Origin of the sequence: Aquimarina callyspongiae (assembly GCF_034322225.1) — a bacterium.
Taxonomy (GTDB): domain Bacteria; phylum Bacteroidota; class Bacteroidia; order Flavobacteriales; family Flavobacteriaceae; genus Aquimarina.
This window is the reverse complement of the sequence record NZ_JAXLPA010000004.1, coordinates 44,397-62,066: the sequence shown is the minus strand read 5'-3', so window position 1 is coordinate 62,066 and position 17,670 is coordinate 44,397. Positions and strand designations below refer to the sequence as shown.

The following is a 17,670-nucleotide window of genomic DNA, read 5'->3' as shown; positions in this document are numbered from 1 at the left end:
AAAACCAATACTAAATGACCATTGATATTATAGGAGCTGGAATAGGAGGATTAACCACAGCAATTGCACTTGAACAGAAAGGGTTTAAAACGAGAATTTTTGAACAAGCTGAAAAATTTAAACCTGTTGGAGCAGGAATTATTTTAGCAAATAATGCAATGCAGGTATATGAGAAATTAGGTTTGAGAAATATAATTGAGGAAAAAGGAAACCCAATTTTATCAATGAATATAACCAAGGCCAATCTAAAAGCAATTTCCAAAATTGATTTATCGTATTTTGAGAAAAAACATAAGGTTAGAAACATTGCAATTCACAGAGGAACGTTACAACAAATTTTAATAGACGAATTAAAGTCCACTCCAATTCACTTAGACCACAAGCTTACTAAAATGGTCAAAGACAAAAATAGGTATTCTCTATATTTTGAAAATGGACAACAAATCCAATCTTCAATAGTTTTGGGTGCTGATGGACTAAATTCAGCGGTTAGAAAGCAGTTATTTCCTAACAATACGATACGAAATGCAAATCAAATATGCTGGAGAGGAATTACAGAACATAACTTGCCAATTAAATATAGAAGTGAGTTAAATGAAGCTTGGGGGAAATCTGAGCGATTCGGATTTGTTCAACTTTCTGAAAGCAAAGTTTATTGGTACGCTTTAAAATCTTTCAAAAATGATAAAAATGAACTTTCCATAAATAACATTGAAAAATACTTTAGTAGTTATAATCCAGTTATTAAAAACATCATTGCTTCTACCCAAAAAGAACAAATAAATACTGCCGAAATATCAGATCTAAAACCCACCAATATCTGGTATAAAGAAAATGTTTGTCTTCTTGGAGATTCTGCTCATGCAACAACTCCAAATATGGGACAAGGTGCTTGTCAGGCTATCGAAGATGCATTTATCCTCTCAGAATGTTTAGATAGATACGAAACCAATAAGGCTTTTGAAGAATTTCAAAAACTAAGATTGCCAAAGGCTCACCAAGTAGTTAAAGCAAGTTGGTTTGTCGGGAAAATTGCTCATTTATCTAATCCAATATTAGTAGGGATTCGCAATCAAATGATACGAATGACACCTTCTTCAATCAATAGAAAACAATCTGAACAGATTTTTCAATTGTCAAGCCTATAATTAATGTCATTCATAGAATAAAAATATATACGATAATCTAATAAGATCATAACAATAAGGTGATTGATCTATAAGGAAGTGTGTTTTTACAATGATGTAATGTCTTTATTAAGAAAGCGTTAATAATCAATATGCAAAAAAACTAAAAATCAAGGTAACATTTTGTTTTGTCACGACATATATTAATTGTTAACAAGCATTGTAATAACCTGAAATATTTAAAAATGACAAGAAGATTTGATTTAGTTTTATTTGCAATAATTTTCATATTTATTTCATCATCCTGTGAAAAAGAAGACTCTATACTGATTGAAACAAGTAATATTGCAATTAATACGCCTCCTTTAAAACTAAGCTATTACACTGATGAAGTCTTAGATCTTTCTGGACTTGTTATAACTCAAACTATGACAGATGGTAGTTTTGAAGAAGTACCTTTTTCTGAATTCGAAAACAAAGGAATCAAATCTACTCCTGATAATGGAACAATTCTTACTGAATCATTAACAGAAGTAACAATTACTCATACAGCAACATCTAAGAATGTAAGTTTTGGTCTTACGGTTACTGAAGGGATTAGCTCAGCAGAAGATATATATGAACAAAATAATTCTTGTGAAACGGCTACTCAAATTAGCACATGTGAAAATATAACAGCCACAATTAACTCTTTAGACGATATTGATTATTACTTTTTTAGTGCAACGGCTGGTGAAACCATTCAAATAAATATTTCTAATATCCCATCGAATTTTTTGCTAAAAAAGAGTTTGTATGATATTAATAAAAATTTATTTACTTCTTCTATTCAAGTTATCCCTGATGAAGAATCGAATTCAACTCTAGTAGTAAATGAGGATATTGAATTGTATCTGGTTATTGAAGTGGTAAATAATGAATATAGTAGTCAACCTTATACCTTAAATATGGATAATGGTAATTGTAATTAAATAAACTGATTGATTAGATATAGAGGTGAGCAATTTTTAAAGTTAAACTATTGTAAAACAATTGGTTTGTACTTGTTTGCTATAAAATACATTAAAATAAAAATAAATGAATTATTCCACAAATACAAAAACAGAACCTAATATTGGAAGTAGAATTTTAGCAGGATTTATAGATTATTTACTTATCTATATGTTTCTCTTTGCTTATCTATATGCTTATGGAGAACCTGATCCGGATGGAGGATATTCTGTGAGTGGATTACCTGCTTTGATACCAGTAATATTTTGGGGGCTAATGACGGTTGGACTTGAACAATTGTTTGGAGCCACGATAGGAAACTCAATTGTAGGATTAAGACCGATCTCAATTAATGGAATTTCTGAAAAATTATCATTCTGGCAATCTTTGCTAAGACATTTATTAGATCCATTTGATATGTCCTTTTTTGGGTTAGTTGGAATTCTAACAATACAAAATTCAAAAAAAAATCAAAGAGTTGGTGACATGGCAGCTAACACGATAGTTGTAAAAATTCAAAAAGAAAAGTAAAAACAAGGTAACATTTTGTTTGGTTACAACATATATCAAACGTTGGGGGTGGTACTCCTTAACCTATAATCTAAAAAAAACGTAAACAATGACTACTCTCGGTATTATTGGTCCATGGCAAATTTTATTATTAATATTCGGTTTGATACTTCCTCTAATTGCATTAATTGATGTTTTGAGGAATAATTTTAGAGGAAATAATAAATTGGTATGGTTACTCGTAATAATCTTCTTTAATCTATTTGGCGCATTATTGTATTTCATTATAGGAAGAGGACAAAAGATAAAAAAATAATTGTACACACTTATATATGAGAAAATATAGATAAATAAGTGAGTGAAACTCCTTTACTTTATGGCTTTACTAGTTAATAATGGTTGATACAGCAATAATTGTTTGCGATTATAAAAACCTAACTTAGAGTTTATTTTCCAAAAATCTTTTTTCTGTGATTGGCACCCCAATTATGCAATTCTGTAATGACCTTTTGCAGCGTTTTTGAGTATTCGGTGGGTTTATATTCGGTTCGAACAGGAAAACCGTTTAAGACAGTTCTTGTGATCAATTGATTAGCTTCCATATCTTTTAGTTCACTTGACAATACTTTAGTACTTAACTTGGGAATACTACGTTCTATTTCTCTAAAGTGTTTATTGCCTTCCCAAATAGAAATTAGTATTAAAATCTTCCATTTACCACCGATTATATCTAATGTATCTCTTACTGGGAGTAAAGCAGACATACATTCTTTATGTTCCATTTTTTTCATCTATTCTAAGGTGTTGATTACCCAAAGGTAACTGATTACCTTTGGGTAACTGATTACATATGGTAATCAAAAATAACTAATTTTGACCCATTAATAATAAAGTCAAAAGAAAAATGAAAAATAAAATTCTTACAGGTTTATGTATCCTATTTGGGTTAATGATGGTTAACTCAGGTTTTAATAAATTCTTCAACTATATGCCTATGCCCGAAATGTCTGAAGAAATGATGAAAATCATGGGAGGATTTATGATCGTCAAATGGGTTTTTCCTTTGGTAGGAATTGTAGAAATTATTGGAGGAGCATTAATTGCGATACCTAAAACAAGAGCATTAGGAGCGATAGTAATTCTTCCGGTAATGGTAGGAATATTTGTTCATCATTTAGTACACGATATTTCAGGTATTGGAGTATCATTAGTAATGTTTGGGATTAATATTTGGGCAATTGTTGCTAATTGGAATAAATACGTACCACTTTTGAAGGGTTAATGGAAAAAGAACCTATTAAAGTAGTTAAATGAAAGAATGATATTCATCAAAAATTTATAATTAAAACTAAAAGCGGTTGCTAGAGGAATGTAGCAACCGCTTTGCATACTTATGAAAGTACACTGACTAAAAGTTAAAATAAGGGGCAAAAGTTATTTCACGACTTTTAGCTGAGAGATCTTGATGCCATTTAGTTTAATCGTATAAAAGTAAATGCCTTGTTCTCCTATATCATTACCATTAATATCAATAGATTGATTACCTGCTTGTGTTTTTTGATTATAAATTGTTCGGGTTTGACCTAAAAGGTTAGAAACTGTAATCTGTAACAATCCATCTGTTTGGGTTGTCACATATAAAGTCGCTCGATCTCGAATAGGGTTAGGGGTTATGATTGCATTAGCATCCATGGCTATATCTTTGTCATTAACTCCTGATACATTTCTAGAAGGACAACCAGTGAGACAGTTATTGGACCAGGTACCTGTTCTTTTTCCGTTGCTACTACCCGTAACACTAAACCAGCCATCGGTTCCTCGAGTAAGATCTACAGTTTGCTGACCACTACCGTTATTAAATACAACACCTACATCGTTTGTTGATACACCGTTTGGCAGCGTAAATGTTTCTGCACACCAGGAAGTACCACTTAAATTATTCATACTTTGACCAGGCCAACCAGGTGTTCCTGATAAGGTTTGATTTGTGGTTTTATTATATAAATATAGGTTAGCGTTATTTCCCCATCCGCCTCCGGGTTTTCTAAAATTAAGTGTTACTTCATTAGAATTTGAAGAACCACTACAATCAGATGGGCAAGTATCTGTCCAGGTTCCATTAGTATACCATCCAGTTGTACTGCGGGATAAGTTTCCGGTTTGATTACTACCATCGTTAAAGATAACTCTTATATTCTCTGCAGCAACTCCAGCTGTAGGTGTAACTGTATAAGAATACCATTGTGTGCCAGAGATATTTGTGGTTTGCTGTCCAGGCCATCCAGAAGTGCCTGGAAGTGTTGCATTTGCAGAAGCATCAAAGAAATAGGCATTGATATTATTACTCCAACCTGAAGGCTTTTGGAAATTAACGGTAAATGGAGGCACAGTTTCTCCACCACCAGTATCTCCGCCCTGTGTCCATACTGCATAATCATTACCCGAAGTTTGTAAAACCCAACCACTACCATTAGGAGACCAGTTACCACTACCTAATTTCATAGCAATAGTTCCACTTCGACCATCTATATAAGCAGCATATAGATCATTTCTTGCTTCAGCAATATTTATAGTAGAACCTGAGTGTATTCTTACGCTTTTTCTGGCAGTAATAAGGTCTTTTATTGCATTGCGAACTCCGGTTCCACTATCAAAAAAGTGAGGCCAGAAAACTGCTGGATTACCTGGGTGTGTTAAGATATAGGCATATCCTTTTCTTAAATTAGTTTCTCCATCTGGGAATACATAATTAGATCCACAGCATTGTTGAGCAAATCCAGTATCGTGATTATCCAGAAATGTCACCGATTTTGTTGGGTTGATACCAATCATACCAGAAGGCCTTCCTTGTCCGTCTCTTAGGTAAGAAAGATTGTTATCCCTTATAGCGTTTTGTAAACTTACTTTGGTGTTAAAATCAAATGCAGAAGAAGATTGTTGTGCAAAGTTTACCCAATTGTTGGTTTGTACACGACTGCTTTCTAATAATTCTCCTACTGCAAAGTATGGGTTGGTAGCATCGTTATATTCTTTGTTGTAGATAGGATCATATCCATGTACAAAATCATACCTCCAACCATCAAAACCAATATCATTTTTCAGAAAATTCATCCATCGTATGATTTCAGTTCTTACTGCTGGGTTTTTATGATCTATATCTCTTGCTGCGGCGAAAGTACCGTCAGAACCATCAGATTTTAGAGCCGTACCAGGAAAATAATCTCCATTAATACTGAATTCTACTGGGAAATTAACAAAGTTTCTGCCTTCATCATCAGCCGTAATATAAAAAGTAGGCCAATCAGGGTTTTCAAAAGTAACGGCATCATTAGAACCTACTCTGTGATTGATCACAATGTCACTTAATACTTTAATATCTAAAGCATGGTATTGATTGATCAGATTTACTAGTTGTGCTTGCGTTCCATAAGCGCTATTTAAATCATATAACTCTCTCGGTAAATATCCTTGTGGTGCTGCAGAATTGCTAGGAGGTGGCATCCATATCATATCTATGCCCGCATCTTTAATAGCATTTCTACTTTGAGTTACGACATCATACCAGGTTTGTCCTGCGGGTTGATTTTGTACATTCCAATCAAAAGCCTGAAAGAGTACATCTTCATCTTGTGCCTTAATATTTATAAGTGGTAAGCAAAATATAAAGATCCATAAAATTAGTTTTGTGTTGGTATTTTTCATTTTAAAATTGTTGTAATTCTAGTTAAGAATCATTTTGGTTATATAAGTGAGTTTGTGTTATCTCGCAATTATCATTGCAAGTAAATTGTCTGGTGTTTTTTTGAACACTATCGTAAAAGTAGAATCACGAGTATATATCTATAAGTTAAATATTGACCGTGACGTTATAGAATTCAAAAATTAGAAATCTAATAGCTGATGATTTCTATAATTAGAATAAAATTGCTGCGGTGTTGGTTATGGCAACGCAAAAAGATTATTAATTTTCGTTGGAGGAGAGTTTGATTTCATAATAAGTAGTTTTTGTTTATAAAAATGTTTCTTGTGTTAAATTCCTACTAAGTTATTACGAAATAATCAATTTTATAAAGCTACTATGGTACTACAACGTTTTCGTGTTGATAAATTGATGATATTTTAGCAAAAACTATCAAATTTTGACATAATTTATTGTCTAATAGTACTATAAAGGGATCTTTTTTATTATTTATTCACAGCTTATAGTACGAAAAATGAAGTGTTAGCTTTGAGGTTTTCGTAGTTTTTGAAATAGGTACAAATGAATATATATATAGAAATAAGAAAAAGAAAAAACGGTCTTTCCCCAACAGAAAGACCGTTTCTTAAATCAAAATTAAACAACTCCCTAGTTTAATGCCATAGGGAAGGGCAGTTGAGTTGCATTAGCCAATGAAATACCCGTTTTCTTCGGCAATTTTATTAGCAATCTTAGTTCTTAATGCTACCACATTAGGTTGATTAGTATATTTCGTGAAACGTTTAAGTCCCATAAGCATCATACGTTGCTCATCACCTTCAGCAAAAGAAACAATTGCTTCTTTACCTTTTTTGATAGCTATATCTACAGCGTTATATAGATATAGTTGAGACATTGCGATTTGAGTTTCTTGTGATTCTTCTCCGTAACGTTTTGCATTTTTCTCTGTACGTAAGATGGCGGATTCTGCCATATAGATCTCAATCAATATATCTGAAGCAGCCATTAATAATTGTTGGTGCTCTTCTAGTTGAGGTCCAAATTTTTGTACTGCAGATCCTGCTACCATTAAGAATACTTTCTTAAGTTTTGCAACAATCTCTTTTTCTTCAGAAAATAATACAGAGTAGTCAGGAGTATCAAACGAAGGAATACCTGTTAATTCATCAGCTACTTTCATAGCAGGTCCTAAAAGGTCTACGTGTCCTTTCATTGCTTTTTTAACAAGCATACCTACAGCAAGCATTCTGTTAATTTCATTTGTTCCCTCATATATACGAGATATTCTGGCATCTCTCCAGGCAGATTCCATAGGAGTATCTGCAGAGAATCCCATACCTCCAAAGATTTGTAAACCTTCGTCAGCAGTACTTTGTACATCTTCAGATACTGCTACTTTAAGGATCGAACACTCAATAGCATATTCTTCTACACCTTTAAGTTCTGCTTCCTGATGTGAGTTACCTTCTGCTTGACGGATAGCAATTCTATCTTCGATATTTTTTGCTGCACGATAACAAGCTGATTCATCAGCATATGTATTGGTTGCCATTTCTGCAATTTTGGATTTGATCGCACCAAAATTCATAATAGGAGTTTTAAACTGAATACGCTCATTTGCATATTTAGTTGCCTCACCAATAACACGACGTTGGGCATCTAAACAAGCAGCTGCCAATTTAATACGACCTACGTTTAATGCATTCATTGCAATTTTGAATCCGTTACCTCTTTCTGATAACATATTCTCTACAGGCACTTTGGTTTCGCTAAAGAATACTTGACGAGTAGAAGAGGAGTGGATACCTAATTTTTTCTCTTCATCTCCTAATGAGATACCATTTGATGGATCGTACTCAACTATAAATCCGGTAATGTTTTTATCGTCTTCAATACGAGCAAACACAATCATTACATTACAAAATCCAGCATTTGAGATCCACATTTTCTGACCAGAGATCAGGTAATGTTTACCATCATCGGTAAGAACGGCTTTGGTTTTTCCAGAATTTGCATCTGATCCGGCACCTGGTTCAGTTAAGCAATATGCTCCCATCCACTCACCTGTAGCTAGTTTAGAAACATATTTTTTCTTTTGTTCTTCATTACCATATAATGAAATTGGCATAGTACCAATACCTGTATGGGCTCCAAATGCAGTACTGAAAGATCCTGTAGCTCCAGAAATATAATCACATACTAACATCGTAGATACAAACCCCATTCCTAATCCATCATAATTTTCAGGAACAGCTACACCAAGAAGGCCAAGCTCTCCAGCTTTTTTCATACAAGCCTCGGTATAATCATAATCTTTGGATTCAAATCTTTCCCAATGTGCCCAAAGTTCGCGATCAACAAACTCTCTGGCACTATCTCTCATCATTCTTTGCTCCTCAGAAAAATCTTCTGGAGTAAACACATCTTCTGCCTTCGTTTCTTTAACAAGGAATTGTCCTCCTCTAAGAATATCTTTATTTATAGTTTCTGTACTCATTTTTTTAGTGTTATTTCTCTAGTTCTACCTCTTAATTCAAAAATTCAAAAATACCTGCTGCTCCTTGCCCTGTTCCTACACACATGGTAACCATACCGTATTTACCTTGCATATCTCTTTTACGCATCTCATCAAATAATTGTACTGAAAGTTTAGCTCCTGTACACCCAAGTGGATGTCCAAGTGCAATTGCACCACCGTTTACATTAACGATATCTTGATTGATATTTAATTCTCTCATTACGGCAAGAGATTGAGAAGCAAAGGCTTCATTAAGTTCAATTAACTCAATATCATCTTGTTTTAATCCAGCTTGCTTAAGAGCTTTAGGAATAGCTTTTACTGGTCCGATACCCATAATTCTTGGTTCAACACCAGCTGCAGCATAATTTACCAATCTTGCAATAGGCTCAAGGTTTAATTCTTTCACCATTTCTTCGCTCATAACCATTACAAAAGCTGCTCCATCACTCATTTGTGAAGAGTTACCAGCCGTAACACTACCTCCAGCAGCAAATACAGGTCTTAATTTACCTAGTACTTCTTTGCTGGTTCCTGCACGAGGGCCTTCATCTTTAGTTACGGTATAAGATTTTGACGCTTTCTTTCCGTTTTCATCGATATAAATTTGCTCTACATTGATAGGAACTATTTGATCCTGAAAACGATTTTCTGCTTGTGCTCTTAACGCTTTCATATGTGAATTATAAGCAAATTCATCCTGATCTTCTCGAGATACTTTGAATTGATCAGCTACTGCTTCTGCAGTGTTACCCATTCCCCAGTAGTAATCTTCGTGTCCTGATTTTGCCAGGTCATAATTTAATTCAGTTTTATATCCTGTCATAGGAACAGAACTCATACTTTCTGCTCCACCTGCAATAATACAATCTGCCATACCAGCCTGTATTTTTGCAGCTGCAATACCTATGGTTTCTAATCCAGAAGAGCAAAATCTATTTACTGTAGATCCTGGTACATCGATAGAGTTTAATCCCATAAGTGAAATTAAACGTGCCATATTTAATCCTTGAGATCCTTCTGGCATTGCATTACCTACAACAACATCATCAATACGAGAGACATCTAATTGAGGTAATTCTTTCATCATATGCTGAATGGTTTCAGCAGCCAATTCATCTGTTCTTTTAAATCTGAACACTCCGCGAGGTGCTTTTCCCACGGCTGTTCTATATGCTTTTACTATATATGCTGTTTTCATTTCTTTTTTTTCTTTTTCTAGTTTCTAAGAGGTTTTCCTTTCTTTAGCATATGTTCGATACGCTCAAGGGTTTTGCGTTCTGTACATAAAGACAAGAAAGCTTCACGTTCAAGATCCAAAAGATATTGCTCTGTAACCAGAGTTGGTTCTGATAAATCTCCTCCAGCCATTACATACCCAAGCTTGTTGGCTATTTTGTGATCATGTTCAGAAATATATCTACTAGCCTCCATAGAATCAGTACCTACTAAGAACATACCTAGTGCCTGTTTTCCTAAAACTTTTACATCTTTGCGTCTTACTGGCTGTGTATACCCTTGTTCTGCCATCAGTTTTGCATACGCTTTTGCAGTAGCGATCTGGCGATCTTTATTAACGACTACGATATCTTTTCCTTTCTGAAGGATATTAGTATCATAGGCTTCATAAGCCGAAGTTGATACCTTGGCCATACCAATAGTTAAGAAATGTTCTTGAAGTATATTTAACTCTACATCATCTTTCTTGAAAAGATCAGAAGCTCTTAACGCCATTTCTTTTGATCCACCACCACCTGGGATGACACCGACTCCAAATTCTACAAGTCCAATGTAACTTTCTGCAGCGGCAACCACCTTGTCTGCGTGTAATACCATCTCACAACCACCACCAAGTGTCATTCCGTGAGGAGCAACTACGGTTGGGATAGAAGAGTAACGTAATCTCATACAAGAATCCTGGAAGTATTTTATTGCCATATTTAGCTCATCATACTCTTGCTCTACAGCCATCATAAAGATCATTCCGATATTGGCACCAACAGAAAAGTTTGCAGCTTGATTACCGACAACTAATCCTTGGAAATCTTTTTCAGCAAGATCTATAGCTTTGTTTAAGCCAGCTAATACGTCTCCTCCGATAGAATTCATTTTACTTTGGAATTCTACATTCAGGATTCCATCTCCCAGATCTTCAATTACAACACCGCTGTTTTTGAATACTTCTGAAGATTTACGGATATTATCCAGGATAATAAAGGCATCTTGTCCAGGAACTTTTACCTGAGTTTTTTGAGGAATGTCATAATAATAGGTAGCTCCGTCTTTTACTGTATAGAAAGAAGTACTACCTGATGCAATCATATCATTAACCCAAGCAGCTGGTTCTAAACCTTCGGCTTTCATGATTTCGATTCCTTTTTCTACACCGATAGCATCCCAAATCTGGAAAGGTCCGTGTTCCCAACCAAATCCAGCTTTCATTGCATCGTCAATCTTATATAGATCATCGGTGATTTCTGGAATTCTATTAGAAACATATGCAAAAAGAGAAGATAAAGTTTTGCGGTAAAATTCTCCGGCTTTATCTTTTCCAGCAACTAATACTTTAAAACGATCCACTACTTTATCAATGGATTTTGTCATTTCTAAAGTAGCAAAAGAAGCTCTTTTCTTAGACCTATATTCTAATGTGTCTAAATCAAGAGAAAGGATTTCTTTCTTTCCTTCTGCAGAAACACTCTTTTTATAAAAACCTTGCTTTGTTTTACTTCCTAACCATTTGTTTTCCATCATAGTATCTATGAAAGAAGGAAGTTTAAATAATTCGTGACGCTCATCATCAGGGCAGTTTTCTGCAATACCATTAGCAACATGTACTAAAGTATCTAACCCCACAACATCAACTGTACGGAAGGTTGCTGACTTAGGACGTCCAATCACCGGACCAGACAGTTTATCAACTTCTTCTATAGTTAATCCCATTTCTTTTACCATATGGAATAAACTCATAATACTAAAGATCCCTATTCTATTTCCAATAAAAGCAGGAGTATCTTTGGCAACTACAGAAGTTTTTCCTAAGAATTGTTCTCCATAACCATTAAGGAAGTCCAAAACTTCTTTAGAAGTTTGAGGTCCAGGAATGATCTCGAATAACTTAAGGTATCGTGCTGGATTGAAAAAGTGTGTTCCACAAAAATGTTTTTGGAAATCTTCACTTCTTCCTTCGTTCATAAATTTGATAGGGATACCTGAAGTGTTAGAAGTAATAAGAGTACCAGGAGTTCTATATTTTTCTAAGTTTTCAAAAACTTGTTTTTTGATATCAAGTCTTTCTACAACTACTTCTATAATCCAATCTACATCAGCAATTTTTGCAATATCATCTTCTAGATTACCAGTAGTTATACGATTAGCAAATTTTTGATGATATATTGGTGAAGGTTTTGATTTAAGAGCCGCGGTTAATGAATCATTTACCAATCGGTTACGGACAACTTTATTTTCTAAGGTAAGCCCTTTTGCCTTTTCTTTGTCATTTAGTTCTCTTGGAACTATATCTAATAATAATACTTCGACTCCAATATTAGCGAAGTGACATGCAATACCGGATCCCATAATTCCTGAACCGACGACTGCAACTTTTTTAATGATTCTCTTCATTTTTTAACTTCTGGTTGTTAAGATGTTATAGATTCTTGTTTTGTGTAAATTTTCTTTGAAGAAATCAGATCATTTATCATCTGAAATACCTCTAAAAAAGTTTCTAACTTTTCTTTTGGCACGTGTTTCTTCACAGCATTATCGAATGCGAAGACCACATCTTTTGAAAAATTTCTCATTTCTACACCGAAAGGCGTTAAATAGATAAGTACACCTCTACCATCTTGAGGGTTTTTCTTCCTGTAGATTAATCCTTTTTCTTCCATGGTTTTAAGGGTTCGAGACAAACTAGTTGCTTCCATACCCATTTTAGGACCTAAAGAAGTAGAAGGAGTACCATTTTCTGGGTCTATACTTATTAATGCAAATCCAGTAGCCATTGTGCTACCCTTTTTACCTGCTTCTTCATTATACATTTTTGCAACGGCCATCCAAGTGGCTCTAAGTGCATAATCAATTGTCTTTTCTCTCATTCAATAATATATTGGAACGTAAAGATAAGAAAATTTATTATGCATGCATAATAAATAATGTAAAATTTTAAGGAAAGTGAGAGTAATTTACGTTTTTCTGTTGAATTAATAAAAAAACTCCTCATAAAATGAGGAGTTTACTGAATTACAGTTAATGTTATAAACTATAAGAATGTAATCAGTGAATTGAATTAGCCATAAATCTTCGTATATAAATCTTTATATTTTTCTTTTATTACTCGTCTTTTAAGTTTCATAGTAGGAGTGAGGTGACCTGCATCAATACTCCATTCATCTGCTGTTAACTCAAATCTCTTAACACGTTCCCACTTACCAAACCTTTCATTATGTTCGTCAACTTCTTCCTGGTAACGATCGATTACTGCCTGATTGTTAATTACAGTTTCAATAGAACCACTGATTTCAATCCCTTTACGTTCTGCCCATTCTTTTAAGAACTCAAAATTTGGTTGTATAAAGGCAGCTGGCATTTTTTCTCCATCTCCAATAACCATAATTTGTTCTATAAAACGAGATTGTTTCATAGCATTCTCGATCAATTGTGGAGCAACGTATTTACCTCCTGAGGTTTTGAACATTTCTTTTTTACGATCTGTAATGCGTAAAAACCCTTCATTGTCAATTTCTCCAATATCACCAGTGTGAAAATAACCATTTTTTAATACTTCGTTGGTTTTTTCTTCATCTTTATAATATCCTTGCATTACTTGAGGTCCTTTTACAAGTATTTCTCCATCTTCAGCAATTTTAACTTCGGTTTGCGGAATCATTTTACCAACAGTACCTATTTTAAAACCTCTATCTTTTTGCTCATTTACAGATACAACCGGAGACGTTTCAGTAAGACCATAACCTTCCATCACAGAAAGTCCGGCAGCATTAAATATTCTTGCCAATCTAGGCTGTAAGGCCGCACTTCCTGAAGCGATGACTTTAAGATTACCTCCAAGAGCTTCTTGCCATTTACTAAAAATTAGTTTTTTGGCAATCCCAAGTTTTTTCTCATACCACCATCCATTGGCACCATAAGGTTCATATTTTAATCCAAGCTCTACAGCCCAGAAGAACAATTTCTTTTTTACACCAGTAAGATCAGCACCTTTGGCAATGATTTTGTCGTAAACTTTTTCTAAAAGTCTCGGAACAGCTGTCATTACATCTGGTTTAACTTCTTTCAGGTTATCACTTATTGTCTCTAAAGACTCTGCGAAATATATACTTACTCCTCTATATTGATATAAATACATCAACATTCTTTCATAAATATGACAGACAGGTAAAAAACTTAAAGCTTTTGTTTCTCCATCAACGATAGGAAATCTAGTCGAAGAGTTAAGAGAGTTACTTACTACATTTTTATGACTTAGCATTACACCTTTTGGTCTACCAGTAGTTCCTGAAGTATATATAAGAGTAGCAAGATCATCTTCTTTAACAGATGCCATCAGTTTTTCTACTTCTTCCTGATTGCTATCATCTTTTCCTAACTCTAAAACGTCATTCCAACTTTTACAATCAGCTATATCATCAAAAGAATATACTTCTTTTAAAGAAGGAACGTTGGCTTGAATATTTTTTACTTTTTGACAAACTTCTTCATCAGATACAAAGCAATATACCGATTCTGAATGGTTTAATACATATTCATAATCATCTTGAGAAATTGTTGGATAGATAGGGACATCTTGTGCTCCAATCTGAAGGATACCAATATCAACAATATTCCATTCGGTTCTGTTATTAGTAGAGATAATTGCAACTTTATCATTAGGTTTTACACCAAGCCTCAACAGACCTCTACTGATCTGATTTGCTTTTTCTACATATTCTGCAGTTGAAGTTGCAATCCATTTGCCATCATATTTGGTGACTAAAGCCTTGTCTAAATTAAAGTTTTCTAATTGATAATGTGGAAAATCAAATAGCCTAGTAATTGTCGTCATAAGTCGTTTTAGATATTTTTTAGCAGTTTTTTAATCTTTATCTATTTAATTGCTAGTAGAGATTATATAACTACTATGCGTGCATAGTTTTGCAAATTATAAAAAATCTTAGAATACGCAACCCTAATATATAAAAAAACGAGCTATCTTTTAATAACTCGTCAATTTTTTATGCTTAATGTTATCAGATTTATTTTTTTATAATCTTGAAAGTGTTTTTATTCCCTTCAGTAATAATTGTTAAAAAATATAATCCAGTATTTAAGGAAGACAAATCTAAAACTTGATTTCCTGATGTTTGCGTTTTACTGATAATTTGCTGCCCTTGAAGATTACTTACTATAAAGGTATAATCATTGGCTAATAATGATTGTATCTGAAGCTGGTTTACTACAGGATTAGGGTAAAGGTTGAAATTCTGAATGATAAAATCTTCTGATCCTAAGACAGAATTATCGATAGTATTTATTTTTAAATCATCAAAATAGAAACCATCAGCTTCAGTATTACCATCTGATACAAATTGAAAACGAACCTTAATTGTTTCGCCCAGATAATCACTAAGATCTATTTCTTCTAATGCCCACTCAGTTTGTGTACCGTCATATAATGGTTCTCCTGTAGGTTGACCTGCATTAGAACTTCCTGCATTCGTAAATTTACCACATTGAGGAATCCAAGAAGTACCATTGTTTATAGATACTTCAAATTGTGCATAATCCCAATTATTTTCAATACCCCATTTTGCATAAAACTGAACATTCGCAGCAGCAGCATCTGTAAGATCGATACTTTGATCAAGCTCTATCGTTTTATTTTGGTTTGGAGCGTAATTACCTGTTGGAGATTCTGTAATCGAAGCTGTTGCGGATACAAAAGTTGATGTGGTAGTACTCCAACCTGACTGTGTATATCCGGTTAAAGTATTAGCATTATTATCAACAATACTTTGAAAAGCACCAAATTTTTTGATTACTGTTATTGACTCTGTAATTGCACCTCCATTTACTTGAATAGTATATGAGATTTCGTCACCAATACTTATCGAATTGTTTAGATTGATTTGAATATTATCTTGTATATCGGTTCCAATCTGGGTATTGGTATAATTTTTAGCACTACCAACACTAGTAATGTTATTAGAAACAGGTACTATGCTAACCGTAAAATCTCCATTTCCTGTCAATCCTAATCTTTTGAGAATATATTCTGCACTAAATGCTAAGTTATCCCCAATAAATACAGAACCTGAATCTTCTATTCTAGCGTAGTTATTTGTCATTTTGGCTGCAGTAAGATTGAGATACATCATATCTTTACAAATAGCATCTATTTCATTTGAAGCAGGCCAGAAAGAATTTCCGACTTCTGGAGTAAAAGAAAATATTTTATCGTGTGGTTGTGTAGTACCACCATACATAAAATCATCACTATCTCCAGAAAAAGGAGAGTCTCTTAAAGGGTTATACCCATTTCTGGATGTAAGTTCTGCTCCTACAGCTATAAATGTATTCTCATCTGGTGTAGCAATATTTGCATAGGAATATGGAAAATAGAGAAGTTGGCCAAAGGTATGATTGTTAAGCGCTATAATAAAATTATGTTGTTGCGTAAACCATCTCATTGCTTGGTTTTCGACTTCAGAAAAGGCATTAGCTCCGTGATAAGTTTCGGCACCGGTGCTACTTGATGAACCTGGTCCCCCCCAAGTTGCTGCACCAGCATTTCCGTTAGGAAAATGATCATAATTACGGTTGTTGTCCACTCCGTGTGTATTAAACCTGTTTTTTCTCCATAAACCACCACCATTGGGGTTTGTTACCTGATTATATAAGTATCCGTCAGGGTTTACTACAGGAACAAAATATAACTCGGTATTGTCTACAATTTGCTTTACATCAGGGTCTGTAGCATAGTTTTCTAAGAGATACCACATATAATATATAAGTTGTGATAAACTAGCAGGTTCTCTTGCATGGTGAATTGAATCATACAAGATTTCAGGTTCATTTTCATCATTATCCGGGTTATCAGATATCCTTACCCATTGAATAGCATTTCCACCAATAGATGGAGAAACTGAGTTATCAGGAGTTCCATTGGTTAAAAAAGTACTCATATTTGCTCTTGCAGAAATTAAAGTAGGGTATTGAGTGCGCATGGCATCTAAATTATCCAGCATTTCCTGGTATGTTAGATATCCTCCCATAGATCCTAATGAAAAATTAGTTGGAGTAGGATAGACGGTCGTATCACCATTACCAGATGGACAGGTTGGATTTTGAACTGCTTTTTGAGTTTTGGCAATTTGATTACGTTTAATAAAATCTGCTTCTGAGTCTTTAATGAGTATATCAACCTGAAAGCCTAAATTTTTGGCAATATTAATTTCTTCTTTTGAAAAATCAGAAATAATAAAAACTCCTTTTTTATGCTGTCCGTGATCCATTGAGATCCCTGCTTGCATAAGTTTTTTAAAGTTTTGAGGAGTATTGTATGTGATTTTTGCACGACTATATATAGTTGGTTTGGTTTGTGAAAAAATCAAACAAGATACCATTAAGGTTAGAATAAAGAGTAGTTTTTTCATGGCCTTGTAAATTATTAGGTTTTAGTGTAATTAAAATGGTTTTAGAGTGAAAAAGCAACGATGATCTATAAAAAATAGAATTATTATCCCTTTTTTAAGACATCATTATAAACTCATCTCAGAACTTTTGGTTAAAATAAAGTTCCAAGATGAGTTTATTATATATAACAAGTG

13 protein-coding genes are annotated in these 17,670 nt (G+C 33.9%); 5 read left to right on the top strand and 8 right to left on the bottom strand.

Annotated features, from left to right (window positions below; genetic code table 11):
• Nucleotides 1-14: 14 nt before the first annotated feature.
• The 4 genes from U0D62_RS16690 (at nucleotide 15) to U0D62_RS16675 (ending at nucleotide 2,943) form a co-directional block, all read left to right on the top strand.
• The gene (locus U0D62_RS16690) at nucleotides 15-1,148 is read left to right on the top strand and encodes an FAD-dependent monooxygenase (RefSeq protein WP_322288464.1); all 1,134 of its coding nucleotides are present in this window, start codon (nucleotides 15-17) and stop codon (nucleotides 1,146-1,148) included.
• Nucleotides 1,149-1,372: 224 nt separating this feature from the next.
• A complete protein-coding gene (locus U0D62_RS16685; protein WP_322288463.1) occupies nucleotides 1,373-2,098 on the top strand; it encodes a hypothetical protein in 726 nt (241 codons plus the stop codon).
• 106 nt (nucleotides 2,099-2,204) lie between these two features.
• Entirely contained in the window at nucleotides 2,205-2,648 is a 444-nt protein-coding gene (locus U0D62_RS16680; protein ID WP_322288462.1) for an RDD family protein, read from the top strand.
• A gap of 88 nt (nucleotides 2,649-2,736) precedes the next feature.
• Nucleotides 2,737-2,943, top strand: coding sequence for a PLD nuclease N-terminal domain-containing protein (locus tag U0D62_RS16675; RefSeq protein WP_322288461.1), 207 nt, complete (start codon nucleotides 2,737-2,739; stop codon nucleotides 2,941-2,943).
• A gap of 130 nt (nucleotides 2,944-3,073) precedes the next feature.
• On the opposite strand, the gene U0D62_RS16670 is transcribed toward U0D62_RS16675, so the two are convergent.
• Nucleotides 3,074-3,418, bottom strand: coding sequence for a winged helix-turn-helix transcriptional regulator (locus U0D62_RS16670; protein WP_322288460.1), 345 nt, complete (start codon nucleotides 3,416-3,418; stop codon nucleotides 3,074-3,076).
• Nucleotides 3,419-3,531: 113 nt separating this feature from the next.
• Here U0D62_RS16670 and U0D62_RS16665 point away from each other — a divergent pair, with 113 nt between their 5' ends.
• A complete protein-coding gene (locus tag U0D62_RS16665) occupies nucleotides 3,532-3,909 on the top strand; it encodes a DoxX family protein (protein WP_322288459.1) in 378 nt (125 codons plus the stop codon).
• 152 nt (nucleotides 3,910-4,061) lie between these two features.
• Here U0D62_RS16665 and U0D62_RS16660 read toward each other — a convergent pair whose 3' ends face one another.
• The 7 genes from U0D62_RS16660 to U0D62_RS16630 form a co-directional block, all read right to left on the bottom strand.
• On the bottom strand, nucleotides 4,062-6,329 hold the full coding sequence (locus tag U0D62_RS16660) for a starch-binding protein (RefSeq protein ID WP_322288458.1): 2,268 nt from the start codon (nucleotides 6,327-6,329) through the stop codon (nucleotides 4,062-4,064).
• A gap of 683 nt (nucleotides 6,330-7,012) precedes the next feature.
• Nucleotides 7,013-8,824, bottom strand: a complete 1,812-nt coding sequence (locus U0D62_RS16655) for an acyl-CoA dehydrogenase family protein (protein ID WP_322288457.1) — start codon at nucleotides 8,822-8,824, stop codon at nucleotides 7,013-7,015.
• Between the two features lie 31 nt (nucleotides 8,825-8,855).
• Nucleotides 8,856-10,046: an acetyl-CoA C-acyltransferase gene (locus tag U0D62_RS16650; RefSeq protein WP_322288456.1), complete on the bottom strand. Its 1,191-nt coding sequence runs from the start codon at nucleotides 10,044-10,046 to the stop codon at nucleotides 8,856-8,858.
• Between the two features lie 17 nt (nucleotides 10,047-10,063).
• Nucleotides 10,064-12,469, bottom strand: a complete 2,406-nt coding sequence (locus tag U0D62_RS16645; protein ID WP_322288455.1) for a 3-hydroxyacyl-CoA dehydrogenase/enoyl-CoA hydratase family protein — start codon at nucleotides 12,467-12,469, stop codon at nucleotides 10,064-10,066.
• Nucleotides 12,470-12,486: 17 nt separating this feature from the next.
• The gene (locus U0D62_RS16640) at nucleotides 12,487-12,942 is read right to left on the bottom strand and encodes a MarR family winged helix-turn-helix transcriptional regulator (protein WP_322288454.1); all 456 of its coding nucleotides are present in this window, start codon (nucleotides 12,940-12,942) and stop codon (nucleotides 12,487-12,489) included.
• Between the two features lie 191 nt (nucleotides 12,943-13,133).
• Complete coding sequence (locus U0D62_RS16635; RefSeq protein WP_322288453.1) at nucleotides 13,134-14,906, bottom strand: AMP-dependent synthetase/ligase; 1,773 nt, start codon at nucleotides 14,904-14,906, stop codon at nucleotides 13,134-13,136.
• A 190-nt stretch (nucleotides 14,907-15,096) separates the two neighbouring features.
• Nucleotides 15,097-17,496: a M14 family zinc carboxypeptidase gene (locus U0D62_RS16630; protein ID WP_322288452.1), complete on the bottom strand. Its 2,400-nt coding sequence runs from the start codon at nucleotides 17,494-17,496 to the stop codon at nucleotides 15,097-15,099.
• Nucleotides 17,497-17,670 lie beyond the last annotated feature (174 nt).

Coding starts and splice junctions, on each gene's coding strand:
- U0D62_RS16660 (WP_322288458.1), bottom strand. CDS start 6,329: ATGAAAAATACCAACACAAAACTAATTTTATGGATCTTTATATTTTGC.
- U0D62_RS16665 (WP_322288459.1), top strand. CDS start 3,532: ATGAAAAATAAAATTCTTACAGGTTTATGTATCCTATTTGGGTTAATG.
- U0D62_RS16680 (WP_322288462.1), top strand. CDS start 2,205: ATGAATTATTCCACAAATACAAAAACAGAACCTAATATTGGAAGTAGA.
- U0D62_RS16655 (WP_322288457.1), bottom strand. CDS start 8,824: ATGAGTACAGAAACTATAAATAAAGATATTCTTAGAGGAGGACAATTC.
- U0D62_RS16690 (WP_322288464.1), top strand. CDS start 15: ATGACCATTGATATTATAGGAGCTGGAATAGGAGGATTAACCACAGCA.
- U0D62_RS16635 (WP_322288453.1), bottom strand. CDS start 14,906: ATGACGACAATTACTAGGCTATTTGATTTTCCACATTATCAATTAGAA.
- U0D62_RS16685 (WP_322288463.1), top strand. CDS start 1,373: ATGACAAGAAGATTTGATTTAGTTTTATTTGCAATAATTTTCATATTT.
- U0D62_RS16670 (WP_322288460.1), bottom strand. CDS start 3,418: ATGAAAAAAATGGAACATAAAGAATGTATGTCTGCTTTACTCCCAGTA.
- U0D62_RS16630 (WP_322288452.1), bottom strand. CDS start 17,496: ATGAAAAAACTACTCTTTATTCTAACCTTAATGGTATCTTGTTTGATT.
- U0D62_RS16640 (WP_322288454.1), bottom strand. CDS start 12,942: ATGAGAGAAAAGACAATTGATTATGCACTTAGAGCCACTTGGATGGCC.
- U0D62_RS16645 (WP_322288455.1), bottom strand. CDS start 12,469: ATGAAGAGAATCATTAAAAAAGTTGCAGTCGTCGGTTCAGGAATTATG.
- U0D62_RS16650 (WP_322288456.1), bottom strand. CDS start 10,046: ATGAAAACAGCATATATAGTAAAAGCATATAGAACAGCCGTGGGAAAA.
- U0D62_RS16675 (WP_322288461.1), top strand. CDS start 2,737: ATGACTACTCTCGGTATTATTGGTCCATGGCAAATTTTATTATTAATA.